This window comes from Streptomyces boncukensis (assembly GCF_011045075.1).
GTDB lineage: Bacteria > Actinomycetota > Actinomycetes > Streptomycetales > Streptomycetaceae > Streptomyces > Streptomyces boncukensis.
On the sequence record NZ_JAAKZZ010000201.1, the window covers coordinates 1 to 12184 of the forward strand.

General features: G+C 73.6%; 11 protein-coding genes and 1 pseudogene. 9 read left to right on the forward strand and 3 right to left on the reverse strand.

All coding sequences use genetic code 11. The features are described 5' to 3' along the window. The 3 genes and pseudogenes from G5C65_RS19430 to G5C65_RS19440 all read right to left on the reverse strand — a co-directional run. Nucleotides 1-295 (reverse strand): annotated as a pseudogene (locus tag G5C65_RS19430) (hypothetical protein); the annotation flags it as partial. After that, entirely contained in the window at nucleotides 292-558 is a 267-nt protein-coding gene (locus G5C65_RS19435) for a MoaD/ThiS family protein (protein ID WP_165300149.1), read from the reverse strand. The gene G5C65_RS19435 and the pseudogene G5C65_RS19430, both read right to left, overlap by 4 nt. Nucleotides 559-760: 202 nt before the next feature. Beyond that, the gene (locus tag G5C65_RS19440; protein WP_165300150.1) at nucleotides 761-1813 is read right to left on the reverse strand and encodes an alpha/beta hydrolase; all 1053 of its coding nucleotides are present in this window, start codon (nucleotides 1811-1813) and stop codon (nucleotides 761-763) included. Between the two features lie 216 nt (nucleotides 1814-2029). On the opposite strand from G5C65_RS19440, the gene G5C65_RS19445 reads away from it, so the two are divergent. The 9 genes from G5C65_RS19445 to G5C65_RS19485 all read left to right on the forward strand — a co-directional run. Then, entirely contained in the window at nucleotides 2030-2800 is a 771-nt protein-coding gene (locus G5C65_RS19445; RefSeq protein ID WP_165300151.1) for a response regulator transcription factor, read from the forward strand. 148 nt (nucleotides 2801-2948) lie between these two features. Beyond that, complete coding sequence (locus tag G5C65_RS19450) at nucleotides 2949-4022, forward strand: substrate-binding domain-containing protein (RefSeq protein WP_165300152.1); 1074 nt, start codon at nucleotides 2949-2951, stop codon at nucleotides 4020-4022. Nucleotides 4023-4109: 87 nt separating this feature from the next. Then, entirely contained in the window at nucleotides 4110-5180 is a 1071-nt protein-coding gene (locus G5C65_RS19455) for a S1C family serine protease (protein WP_165300153.1), read from the forward strand. Then, entirely contained in the window at nucleotides 5173-5925 is a 753-nt protein-coding gene (locus G5C65_RS19460; protein ID WP_277608075.1) for a response regulator transcription factor, read from the forward strand. The genes G5C65_RS19455 and G5C65_RS19460 overlap by 8 nt, the downstream gene beginning before the upstream one ends. An 82-nt stretch (nucleotides 5926-6007) precedes the next feature. Further along, entirely contained in the window at nucleotides 6008-7390 is a 1383-nt protein-coding gene (locus G5C65_RS19465; protein WP_165300159.1) for a HAMP domain-containing sensor histidine kinase, read from the forward strand. Nucleotides 7391-7556: 166 nt separating this feature from the next. Next, the gene (locus tag G5C65_RS19470; protein WP_165300154.1) at nucleotides 7557-8258 is read left to right on the forward strand and encodes an ArsR/SmtB family transcription factor; all 702 of its coding nucleotides are present in this window, start codon (nucleotides 7557-7559) and stop codon (nucleotides 8256-8258) included. A 10-nt stretch (nucleotides 8259-8268) separates the two neighbouring features. Further along, on the forward strand, nucleotides 8269-9192 hold the full coding sequence (gene mshD, locus G5C65_RS19475; RefSeq protein ID WP_165300155.1) for a mycothiol synthase: 924 nt from the start codon (nucleotides 8269-8271) through the stop codon (nucleotides 9190-9192). Nucleotides 9193-9415: 223 nt separating this feature from the next. After that, nucleotides 9416-11650, forward strand: coding sequence for an RNA degradosome polyphosphate kinase (locus G5C65_RS19480; RefSeq protein ID WP_165300156.1), 2235 nt, complete (start codon nucleotides 9416-9418; stop codon nucleotides 11648-11650). Nucleotides 11651-11782: 132 nt separating this feature from the next. Further along, nucleotides 11783-12184 (forward strand): CHAD domain-containing protein (locus G5C65_RS19485; protein WP_165300157.1); only part of this gene is annotated, 402 nt, incomplete at its 3' end.

Here is a 12184-nt window from a genome sequence, read left to right on the forward strand (position 1 = left end):
CTCCCCCGTACGCGGCGCCGCCCTGCTGCCCGGCGTCGCCGTAGGGGGCGTGGTACTGCGTGCCGTGGCCGTCGCCGGGGCCGTGGGGCGCGTCGTACGCCGTCGTGCCGTACTGCGCGCCGTACGGGGCCTCGTACGGCGCGGTGCCGTACGGCGCCTGCTGCTGGCCCTGCTGCTCCTGGTACGGGGGGTACGCCGCCGTCCCGTAGGCGTACGGTTCGGGCTGCGCGGGCTGCGGGTACGGCTCGTACTGCTGCTGCCAGTCGTACGGCTCCTGGCCGTACGGCCCGCTCACGCCGCACCGCCCGCGAACGGTGGCAGCACCTCGACGGTGCCGCCGTCGCTGAGCTGGACCGACGCGTGGGCCCGGGTGCCCACCGGGACGCTGTCCACGAGGAAGGAGCAGCGCTCCAGCACCCTGGAGAACTCCGGCTGCCCCGCGTGCGCCGCGCGGGCGCCGTCGAGGGCTCCGGCGAGTGTGGCGGCCTCGTACGGCTCCTCCGCCGTGCCGGCGGCGGCCTTGGCCGCCGCCCAGTAGCGGATCGTTCCGCTCGCCATCGTTCTCCTCGTGAGGGAACCACCGGTTTCGGCCGGTGGGGGAATCGCTTCCCTAAGTCGTGGTATTTTCCGTTTGTCCCGCAAGGGATCGGTTCGGGCTGGACCGCAACTCTCGGGTTGGAAGCCCCTTTCCTTCGGGTGAGGGAGCGGAGTCACGTGGGGTTCCCTCTCAGCTGGAGCTGGGTGTGTGTTGCGGATCCCATCATGGCGCCTCGCGCGCGTGGCCGGTGCACCGGTCGTCGGGATTGTCCCCGATCCGGGCACCGGCCCAGGCGCCGACCCGGTCGAGCAGCGCGGGACCGGCGGCGTTCTCCGCGTGCCCGAAGCCGGGGACCAGCCACAGCTCGGTGTGCGCGGGGTCCGCCGCCTCGGCGAGGGAGCACGGGTGGTCGAGCGGGAAGTAGGGGTCCCGGTCGCCGTGGACGAGCAGCAGCGGGGTCGGCGCGATCAGCGGCGCGGCGGCGACCGGCGGGAGCGGCACCGGGTCCCAGTCCCGGGGGTGGATGCGGGTGCCCAGCCCGTAGCGCGCGACGAGCCGGCCGAGCGGGCGCTGCACGGCCCAGTGCACGCGCCGCATGGGGGCGGTGCCGTTGTAGTACCAGCGGGCCGGTGCGCTGACGGCCACGGCGGCGTCGGCGGCGGCCAGAGCTGCGGCCGGGCCTGCGCTCGGGCCTGCGGCTGGGCCTGCGCTCGGGCCTGCGGTCGGATCTGCATCCGTGCGCCCCCTGTGCATCATGCCGTCCGCCGCTGACTCTCCGTGTCCCCCGGCGGGGCCGCCGTTCGCGGAGCCGCCGCTCGTGCGGTACAGCGCCGCGTGCCGCAGTACGACCGAGCCGCCCATCGAGAACCCGACGGTGGCCACCCGGCCGTACCCCAGGGACCGCGCCCAGGCGACCGCGGCGGCGAGGTCGAGCACCTCGCGGTCGCCGACCGTCGAGCGTCCCGAGGAGCGCCCGTGTCCCCGGAAGGAGAAGGTGACCACCGCCGCGCGCCGGGTCAGTGCCCGCGCGGCACGGCGCAGCGCCGGGCGCTCGCGGGAGCCGGTGAATCCGTGCGCCACCACGATCGCGCCGGGCGGCCGCCGCGCTGCGGTCCCGGCGTACGGCTCGTGCCGGGCCTCGATCCGTACACCGTCGGCCGTCCGCAGTACGGTGTCGACCGTCCGCTGTGCTGTACCCGGTGCCACCTGCACATCACTCTGCGTGGCGGACGGGTGGGGGAGGCGAGCGAGGTCACACTCCGCTTCATCGGTCATGCGGGTATTCTGCTGGGCCAGAAGGATCCGGGCAGCGTCGCCCCCGGGTCCTTTTGTGCTTTCCGAAGCAGTGCCGCCATAGTCCCCCGGGCGCCGGGCCGCCCGGGTGCACCCTGAGGTGCAGGAGGGAACCCGACGCATGGCCAAGCGAAACGTGCAGGACCGGGACCGCCGATCGACCGCGCGTCCGACCGCGCCGAGGGAGGGCTCTCGCGCATGAGTTCACTGCTGCTGCTCACCAACGCCCTGCAGCCGTCCACCGAGGTGCTCCCCGCGCTCGGACTGCTGCTCCACAACGTGCGGGTCGCACCCGCCGAGGGGCCCGCGCTGGTGGACGCGCCCAGCGCCGACGTCATCCTGGTCGACGGACGCCGCGACCTGCCGCAGGTCCGCTCGCTGTGCCAGCTGCTGCGCTCGACGGGCCCGGGGTGCCCGCTGCTGCTGATCGTGACCGAGGGCGGGCTCGCGGCCGTCACCGCCGAGTGGGGCGTGGACGACGTCCTCCTCGACACGGCCGGGCCCGCCGAGGTGGAGGCGCGGCTGCGGCTGGCGACGGGCCGCCGGCAGCTCGTCACGGACGACAGCCCGATGGAGATCCGCAACGGCGATCTGTCGGTGGACGAGGCAACGTACAGCGCGAAGCTGAAGGGGCGGGTGCTGGACCTCACCTTCAAGGAGTTCGAGCTGCTGAAGTTCCTCGCCCAGCACCCGGGCCGGGTCTTCACCCGGGCCCAGCTGCTGCAGGAGGTGTGGGGCTACGACTACTTCGGCGGCACCCGGACGGTGGACGTCCATGTGCGGCGCCTGCGGGCGAAGTTGGGGCCGGAGTACGAGGCGCTGATCGGAACGGTCCGGAACGTCGGCTACCGCTTCGTCGCCCCGGAGAAGGCGGCGGAGAAGTCCGAAGCGGACAGGGAAGCGGACAAGCAGGCGGAGGCCGTGACCCAGGAGGCCACCCGCGTCGCCCAGGAGGCCGCCGGTACATAAGCCTCCGGTACGCAAGCCTCCGGTACGCAAGCCGCTCGTACGCAACGGGAGGGCGGAGGGGCGTGCGGAAGGGAACCGGGCTTCTGCTCCCACCTCACCGCTCCCAAGGGCTGGGGCGGCATCTCGTGGCGCGCGTAGACTCGTGCGGGTGGCCAAGGTGACGCGGGACGATGTGGCGAGGCTGGCGGGTACGTCGACCGCGGTCGTGAGTTATGTGATCAACGACGGCCCGCGCCCCGTGGCTCCGGCCACCCGGGAGCGGGTGCTCGCGGCGATCAAGGAGCTGGGGTACCGCCCGGACCGCGTGGCCCAGGCCATGGCCTCGCGGCGCACGGACCTGATAGGGCTCATCGTGCCGGACGCGCGCCAGCCCTTCTTCGGCGAGCTGGCCCACGCGGTCGAGCACGCCGCCGCCGAGCGCGGCAAGATGGTCCTCGTCGGGAACTCGGACTACCTCGACGACCGCGAAGTGCACTATCTGCGGGCCTTCCTGGGGATGCGGGTCTCCGGCCTGATCCTCATCAGCACCGGTCTGAGCGAGCGCGCGGCGCTGGAGATCGACGCCTGGGACGCGCGGGTCGTGCTGCTGCACGAGCGGCCCGAGGCCATCGACGACGTCGCGGTCGTACTGGACGATGTCGGCGGCGCCCAGCTGGCCACCCGCCATCTGCTGGAGCACGGCCACGACTCCGTCGCCTGCCTCGGCGGCATCGAGTCCACCCCCGAGCACGGCGACCCGGTGACGGACCATGTGGAGGGCTGGACGCGGGCCATGAAGGAGGCGGGCAAGTCCGTCGAAGGGCGGCTGTTCCCGTCTCCGTACAACCGCTACGACACCTACCGCGTCGCCCTCGGCCTGCTGAGCGGCCCGGACCGGCCGACCGCGCTGTTCTGCTCCACCGACGACCAGGCCATCGGGGTGCTGCGGGCCGCGCGCGAGCTGGACATCGACGTGCCCGGCGAACTGGCGGTGGTGGGCTTCGACGACGTGAAGGAGGCGGGCCTGACGGACCCGCCCCTGACGACGGTGGGCTCGGACCGGGTGGAGATGGCGAAGGCCGCCGTGGACCTGGTGCTCGACGACTCGCTGCGCGCCCCCGGCGCGCGCACCCCGAGCGTCGCGGGCGGCAAGGGGCGGGTACGGCAGTTCCCTTCGCGCCTGGTCATCCGGCGCTCCTGCGGCTGCGACAGCCCTCCGTCGTGCAATTACGGACCTTCTTAGGCCGTCCTCAGGCTCCTCTCAGATTCCCGGAGCACGCTTCACAGGCAGAAGCGGAAAAGCTCGCCCAGGGAACAGGGGGACCAGCACATGGACCAGCGGGACCAGCGGGACCAGCAGGGTCAGCAGGATGGCGCGTACTCCGGCGGCGGTCCGGAGGGCACCGGCTACGGGAGCACCGGCCACGGGACCGCCGCCTGGCAGCAGCCCGCGGCGGCCGGGAGCGCCGTGCCGCCGATGCCCGCCGAGCCGCCCCGCAGGCGGCGCCGGGCGCGCCGGCCGGTCGCGCTGGTGGCCGCCGTCGCGGTCGGCGCCGCGGTGATCGGCGGCGGTACGGCGTTCAGCGTCGACAAGCTGTTCGGGAACGACGGGCAGACCACCGTCTCCGCGCCGGTCAACGGCAGCAACGCGTCCGCCAAGAGCGGCGTCTCCAGTGTCGCCAAGGCGGTCGGCCCGAGCGTGGTGGAGGTCAGGGCGCGGACCGGGGACGGCTCCTCGACCGGCTCCGGGGTGGTCATCACCAAGAGCGGCGAGATCCTCACCAACAACCACGTCGTCGCGGGTGCCGACACCGTCCGGGTCGCCTTCTCCGACGGGAAGACCGGCACCGCCGACGTCGTCGGCACGGATCCCGGCCGCGACCTCGCGCTGATCAAGGTGCGGAACGCCGACGGGCTCACCCCCGCCGTGCTGGGCGACTCCGGCCAGGTCGGCGTCGGCGACCAGGTCGTGGCCATCGGCTCGCCCGAGGGCCTGTCCAACACGGTGACCAGCGGCATCGTCTCCGCCAAGGACCGCGAGGTGACCGTGCGGAAGGAGGGCGAGGGCAGCGGCCAGGGGCAGGGTCAGGGTCAGGGTCAGGGCCAGGACCAGTGGCCCTTCCAGTTCGGCGGCGGGCAGTTCAACGGTCAGGTCAACGGCGAGACCACCACGTACAAGGCGCTGCAGACCGACGCCTCGCTCAACCCGGGCAACTCCGGCGGCCCGCTGGTCAACATGAGCGGGGAGGTCGTCGGGATCAACTCCGCGATGTACTCCGCGGGCGGCGGCAGCGGCGGCCAGCAGGTGTCCTCGGACGCCGGCAGCATCGGACTCGGCTTCGCCATCCCGATCAACGACGTGAAGAAGGACCTGGACAACCTGCGGAACGGGGATGGCTGACCCGGCCTGCGGGGAGCCGGGTGACAAGCTGGGGCCCATGAAGGTCCTGATCGTCGACGACGAACCCGCCGTGCGGGACGCGCTGCGGCGCAGTCTCAGCTTCGAGGGGTACGAGACGGAGGAGGCCGCCGACGGCGCGGAGGCGCTGGAGCAGGCGGCGCGGCACCAGCCCGACCTGGTCATCCTCGATGTGCTCATGCCACGGATGGACGGGCTCACCGCGGCCCGGCGGCTGCGCGCCGAGGGGCAGCGGGTGCCGGTGCTGATGCTGACCGCGCGGGACACCGTCGGCGACCGCGTGACGGGCCTGGACGCCGGGGCCGACGACTACCTCGTCAAGCCCTTCGAACTGGACGAGCTGCTCGCGCGGGTGCGCGCGCTGCTGCGCCGCAGCTCGTACGCGCGGGACCGGGCGGAGGCGGAGTCGGCGGCGGAGCCGGCCGCGCTCACCTTCGCCGACCTGCGGATGGACCTGCGGACCCGGGAGGTCAGCCGGGGCGCGCGGTCCGTGGAGCTGACCAGGACCGAGTACACGCTGCTGGAGATGTTCCTGGCGCACCCGCGGCAGGTGCTCACCCGCGAGCAGATCCTCAAGGCCGTGTGGGGCTTCGACTTCGAGCCCTCGTCCAACTCGCTGGACGTCTACGTGATGTATCTGCGGCGCAAGACGGAGGCGGGCGGAGAGCCCCGCCTGGTCCACACGGTGCGCGGTGTCGGCTATGTGCTGAAGGACGGCACGGCATGAGCGCTCCGTCGGCTGAAGGAGCGGCGTGAGCGGTCGTACCGCACTGGCCCGGCTGCGCCGGGTGGGGGCGCGGGCTGTCGGGATGCCGCTGCGCGGCCGACTCGCCCTCATGGCGGCCCTCACCGTGGGCATCGCGGTTGCCGCCATCGCCCTGGCCTGCTGGTTCCTGGTCCGTGCACAGCTGCTCAACTCGCTCGACGACTCGCTGAGCGAGAGCACCGTGGAGCCCGGCCGCGTGGTGAGCCAGGTGCGGTCGGGCGAGTGCAGACCGCCGGGGGAGCGGGACCCGAACCCGTTCAGCGCGGTCGTCCAGGTCGTCCTCACCTCCGGCCAGAGCTGCGTGATCGTCGGCGACAAGCTGGACGTCACCGGCTCCGACGTCGCCGTCGCCAAGCGCGAGCGCCGGGTGTCCGTGCACACCGCACGCGCCGACGACGGCACCAGCTACCGGGTGCGCACCACGCCGGTCGCCGGCACCACCAACGCGGCCGTCTCGGTGGCCCGGCCGATGACCGAGCTGGACGAGTCGCTGCGGAAGCTGGCGCTCATCCTCACCCTCGTCGGCGGCGCCGGCGTCCTCGGCGCGGCGGGCGCCGGCGTCGTGCTCGCGCGTGCGGGGCTGCGCCCGGTCAACCGGCTGACCAGCGCCGTGGAGCATGTCGCGCGCACCGAGGACCTCGCCGTGCGGATCCCCGTCGAAGGCGACGACGAGATCGCCCGGCTGTCCCGCTCGTTCAACTCGATGACCGCCGCGCTCGCCTCCTCGCGCGAGCTGCAGCAGCAGCTCATCGCGGACGCGGGACACGAGCTGCGCACCCCGCTGACCTCGCTGCGCACCAACATCGACCTGCTGGTGCGCAGCGAGGAGACCGGACGGCCGCTGCCGGAGGAGGACCGCAGGGAGCTGCTCGCCTCGGTGCGCGCCCAGATGGCCGAGCTGAACGCGCTCATCGGCGACCTCCAGGAGCTGTCCCGCCCGCAGACGCAGGAGCGGATCGGGATCACCGGGCTGCACAAGATCGTCGACCGTGCGGTGGAGCGGGTGCGGCTGCGCGGCCCGCATGTCTCGCTGCGCGCGGAGCCGGTGGAGCCCTGGTATGTGCGGGGCGACGCGTCCGCACTGGAGCGCTCCGTGGTCAACCTGCTGGACAACGCGGTCAAGTTCGGCGACGAGGAGGGGGCCGTGGAGGTCTCGCTGACGGACGGCACGCTGCGCGTACGGGACCACGGGGCCGGGGTCCCGGCCGGTGAGCTGCCGTATGTCTTCGACCGGTTCTGGCGCTCCCCTTCCGCGCGGAGCCTGCCGGGGTCCGGGCTCGGCCTGTCCATCGTCGCGCGCACTGCGCGGCAGGCGGGCGGCGACGTGGAGCTGCGGCTGCCCGACGACGGCGGTGGCGGCACCGAGGCGGTGCTCCGGCTTCCCGGTGCGCCGGTTCCCCCTCCGGACGAGCCGCCGCCCGCTTAAGCGGCGTCCGGCGCAGCTTGCTGGATCGGGGCTGCCCTTGCTGTGCGTCGCAGCCCGCGGGTGTTCTGTGGCTTGGCGCGCAGTTCCCCGCGCCCCTGGTGGGCGCGCGACCATCACGCACCAGCACGCTACGGCGTACCGCAAGGGGCAGCGGATAATCGGACGTATGACCGACCCCGACCCCGACCTGGCCGCCGTCGCCGCCCTCTTCGCCGACCGCACCCGGGCCGCGATCTGCCTCGCCCTGCTGGACGGCCGGGCCTGGACCGCGAACGAGCTGGCCCGGCACGCGGGTGTCGCCGCCTCCACCGCGACCGGGCACCTCAACCTGCTGGTCGGCGCCGGGGTCCTGGCCGAGGTGCGGCAGGGCAGACACCGCTATGTGCGGCTGTCCGGGCCCCGGTACGCCGAGCTGATCGAGGCCCTGTCCGCCGCCGCGCCGCACCCCCCGGCCGCGCCGCCGCGCTCGCTGTCTGCCGCCGGGCGGCGGCAGGCGCTGGCCCGCGCCCGCACCTGCTACGACCACCTCGCCGGGACGCTCGCCGTCGACCTCGCCGACGCGATGACCGCGCGCGGCCTGCTCGACTGGGAGGGCGGTCTGCGGCTCACCCGGGACGGGGCCGCCTGGCTGGACGGACTGGGCGTCGCCCTGCCGGCGGGCAGCCGCCGTCCCGCCGTGCGCGCCTGTCTGGACTGGACCGAGCGCCGTGCGCACCTGGCGGGCGCGGTGGGCGCCGCGCTGTGCCGTCACGCGTTCGACGCCGGTTGGGTCACCCGGATCGGCAGCACCCGGGCCGTCGCGCTGACGGAGGCCGGGCGCGAGGCACTCGGGGAACACCTCGGCATGCCGGCCGGAGGGCAGTCGTAGGGTCATCCTCATGAGCGACGTGGTTGTAGTGGACGAGTTGCCCGAGGACGCCGTGGCCGACGTGCTGCGGCTGATCGAGGACGCGGCCCGGGACGACGGGCAGTCCGCCGTCTCCGAGCAGGGCCGCCTCCAGCTGCGCGGGGGGCGCCGCGCGGGCGTACGGCACCTGCTGCTGCGCGAGGGGGACGGACGGCTGGCCGGGTACGCCCAACTGGAGGAGACCGACCCGGTGGAGGCGCCGACCGGGGAGCTGGTCGTCGCGCCCGCGCTGCGCGGTCAGGGGCACGGGCGGCAGCTCGGGCAGGCGCTGCTCGACGTCTCCGGCAAGCGGCTGCGGGTCTGGGCGCACGGCGGCCACCCGGCGGCCCGCCATCTGGCCCAGTCCCTGGGCCTGACCCTCTTCCGGGAGCTGCGCCAGCTGCGCCGCCCGCTGACGGGGCCGGTGCTGGACGAGCCGGTGCTGCCTCAGGGCGTCGCGGTGCGGACGTTCCGGCCCGGCGAGGACGACGCGGCGTGGCTGCGGCTGAACGCCGCCGCCTTCGCCCACCACCCCGAGCAGGGCGGCCTGACCCAGCGCGACCTCGACGACCGCAAGGCGGAGCCGTGGTTCGACCCGGAGGGCTTCTTCCTTGCGGTGCGCGGCGGCGGGCAGGACGGCGGGCAGGACGGCGAGCTGGTCGGCTTCCACTGGACGAAGGTGCACGCGGAGGAGGGGCTCGGCGAGGTGTACGTCCTCGGCGTCAGCCCCGACGAGCAGGGGAACGGCCTGGGCAAGGCGCTGACCGCCGTCGGCCTGCGCTACCTCGCGCAGCGGCGCGGGGTGCCGACGGCCATGCTGTACGTCGACGCGGACAACGTCCCCGCCGTGCGGGTCTACGAGGGGATGGGGTTCCGCACCCACGAGACCGACCTGATGTACCGCACCGAGACCTGACGGGGCAGCCGCCGTGTCACGGCCTGCCGGGCCGTGACACGGCTGAGCCCTTCGCGCGCGGGAGGCCAGTAAAACGGCTGGTCGCAACCTGGGGCACCCCGGGACGCCACGTCTGATTAACCAGAGATTCAAACCCGCGTGCGACCTTGGCGCAATGCAGCCAGCAGAGGCGCCCCGTCGTCTCCCCGCGCCCCCCACGCAGCGTGCGCGGAAGAATGGGGCCATGAGCCAGCCAGCCCCGCACGCTGCCCAGCCGTCCGTCGGGTCGATCGCGGCCCACCGCGCCCAGGCCGTCCCCGGTGCTGCCTCCGACCTGCGCCTGGAGCCCGACATCGACTCCGATGTCGACCTCTACGAGGAGGGCCAGGAGCCCGACCGCGCCGACAGCGAGCTGCCGCCGGGCCGCTTCCTGGACCGCGAACGCAGCTGGCTGGCGTTCAACGAGCGGGTGCTGGAGCTGGCCGAGGACTCCGGGACCCCGCTCCTCGAACGGGCCAAGTTCCTCGCGATCTTCGCCAGCAACCTGGACGAGTTCTTCATGGTGCGGGTCGCGGGGCTGAAGCGGCGGATAGCGACCGGCGTCGCCACCCGCAGCGCCTCCGGACTGCAGCCGCGCGAGGTGCTGGACCTGATCTGGACCCGCTCGCGGGAGCTGATGGCCCGGCACGCCGCCTGCTACCAGCAGGACGTCGCCCCGGCCCTCGCCGACGAGGGGCTCTACCTCATCCGCTGGGGCGAGCTCACGGAGAAGGAGCAGGCGCGGCTCTTCTCACTCTTCCGGCAGCAGATCTACCCCGTCCTGACCCCGCTGGCCGTCGACCCGGCGCACCCCTTCCCGTACATCTCGGGGCTGTCCCTCAACCTCGCGGTGGTCGTGCGCAACCCGGTCAGCGGCCACAACCACTTCGCGCGCGTCAAGGTGCCGCCGCTGCTGCCGCGCTTCCTGGAGGCGTCGCCGCAGCGCTATGTGCCGCTCGAAGACGTGATCGCGGCGCATCTGGAGGAGCTGTTCCCCGGGATGGAGGTGCTGGCGCACCACATGTTCCGGGTGACCAGGAACGAGGACCTGGAGGTCGAGGAGGACGACGCCGAGAACCTCCTCCAGGCCCTGGAGAAGGAGCTGATGCGGCGCCGCTTCGGACCGCCCGTGCGGCTGGAGGTCGAGGAGACCATCGACCCGTACGTGCTCGACCTGCTGGTGCGCGAGCTGAAGGTGAGCGAGGCGGAGGTCTACCCGCTGCCGGGCCCGCTCGACCTGACCGGGCTGTCGGGGATCGCCTCGGCCATGGACCGGCCCGAGCTGAAGTACCCGAACTTCGTGGCGGGCACCCACCGGGACCTGGCCGAGGTCGAGTCCGCTTCCGCGCCGGACGTGTTCGCCGCGCTGCGCGAGCGCGACGTCCTGCTGCACCACCCGTACGACAGCTTCTCCACGTCCGTGCAGGCGTTCCTGGAGCAGGCCGCGGCCGACCCCGACGTGCTCGCCATCAAGCAGACGCTCTACCGCACCTCCGGCGACTCGCCGATCGTCGACGCCCTGATAGACGCCGCGGAGTCCGGCAAGCAGGTGCTCGTCCTGGTCGAGATCAAGGCCCGCTTCGACGAGCAGGCCAACATCAAGTGGGCGCGCAAACTGGAGGAGTCCGGCTGTCATGTCGTCTACGGGCTGGTCGGCCTGAAGACACACTGCAAGCTGTCGCTCGTCGTGCGCCAGGAGGGCGAGACGCTGCGCCGCTACGCGCACGTCGGCACGGGCAACTACCACCCCAAGACGGCCCGGCTGTACGAGGACCTGGGGCTGCTCACCGCCGACCCGCAGGTGGGAGCCGACCTGTCGGACCTGTTCAACCGGCTCTCGGGGTACTCGCGGCGGGAGACGTACCGCCGGCTGCTGGTGGCGCCCAAGTCGCTGCGGGACGGGCTCGTCTCCCGTATCCACCAGGAGATCGTCCACCACCGGGCCGGCCGCGAGGCGTATGTGCGGATCAAGGTCAACTCGATCGTGGACGAGGCGGTGTGCGACGCGCTGTACCACGCCTCGCTGGCCGGCGTCCCGGTGGACGTCTGGGTGCGCGGCATCTGCGCCCTGCGCCCCGGGGTGCCGGGGCTGAGCGAGAACATCCGGGTGCGCAGCGTCCTGGGCCGGTTCCTGGAGCACTCCCGCGTCTACGCCTTCGGCAACGGCGGCGAGAGCGAGGTCTGGCTCGGCAGCGCCGACATGATGCACCGCAACCTCGACCGCCGGATCGAGGCGCTGGTGCGGGTCGCCGACCCCGCGCACCGCGCCTCGCTCACCCGGCTGCTGGAGACCGGCATGTCCCCCGCCACCGTCTCCTGGCACCTCGACAGCGAGGGCGACTGGACCAGACACGCGTACGACCAGGAGGGCCAGCCGCTGCCGAACGTGCAGGAAATGCTGATCGACGGGCGGAGACGCCGACGTGGCCCCGCCGCATGACACCCGAGCCCCCACGCCGGTGACGTGCGCCGCCGCCGTCCGGACGGCGCCCCGCGCCACCGGGCGCGGCGCGCCCGGCACCGGGCGACGCCCGCACGTCGGGCGCAGACCACGGAAATGTGAGGAACGGTGATGGCGGGCACGACGGCGGCCGAGGTGCTCGGCGGCTATCTGCGGCAGCGCGCTGCCGAGTTCCTGCGCGCACTGCGCACCCACGGGGAGAGCGCACGGGCCGCGGAGAGCGCGGGGGAGGCGGCCGACGCGGTACGCGCGCTGCGCGCCGGCGCGCGCCGGCTGGGCGGGGCCCTGCACACCTACCGGCCGCTGCTCGACCTGGCCTGGGCCGACCATCTGCGCACCGAGCTGAACTGGCTGTCGGGCACCCTCGCACGCGAGTACGCGTACGCGGCGCGGCTGGACCGGCTGCTGGTGGCGCTGCACCGGCTGGCGAGCGGCGGCACGGCGCCGTCCGCCGCACCGGACGGCGCGGGCGGCGGGACGGCCGACGGCCCGGCGGGCGGGGGAGCCCGGGAC

Excerpts from the sequence above, each read along its gene's own strand:
- G5C65_RS19445 (WP_165300151.1), top strand. The coding sequence starts at position 2,030 with ATGAGTTCACTGCTGCTGCTCACCAACGCCCTGCAGCCGTCCACCGAG.
- G5C65_RS19455 (WP_165300153.1), top strand. The coding sequence starts at position 4,110 with ATGGACCAGCGGGACCAGCGGGACCAGCAGGGTCAGCAGGATGGCGCG.
- G5C65_RS19435 (WP_165300149.1), bottom strand. The coding sequence starts at position 558 with ATGGCGAGCGGAACGATCCGCTACTGGGCGGCGGCCAAGGCCGCCGCC.
- G5C65_RS19440 (WP_165300150.1), bottom strand. The coding sequence starts at position 1,813 with ATGACCGATGAAGCGGAGTGTGACCTCGCTCGCCTCCCCCACCCGTCC.
- G5C65_RS19465 (WP_165300159.1), top strand. The coding sequence starts at position 6,008 with ATGCCGCTGCGCGGCCGACTCGCCCTCATGGCGGCCCTCACCGTGGGC.
- mshD (WP_165300155.1), top strand. The coding sequence starts at position 8,269 with ATGAGCGACGTGGTTGTAGTGGACGAGTTGCCCGAGGACGCCGTGGCC.
- G5C65_RS19470 (WP_165300154.1), top strand. The coding sequence starts at position 7,557 with ATGACCGACCCCGACCCCGACCTGGCCGCCGTCGCCGCCCTCTTCGCC.
- G5C65_RS19460 (WP_277608075.1), top strand. The coding sequence starts at position 5,173 with ATGGCTGACCCGGCCTGCGGGGAGCCGGGTGACAAGCTGGGGCCCATG.
- G5C65_RS19480 (WP_165300156.1), top strand. The coding sequence starts at position 9,416 with ATGAGCCAGCCAGCCCCGCACGCTGCCCAGCCGTCCGTCGGGTCGATC.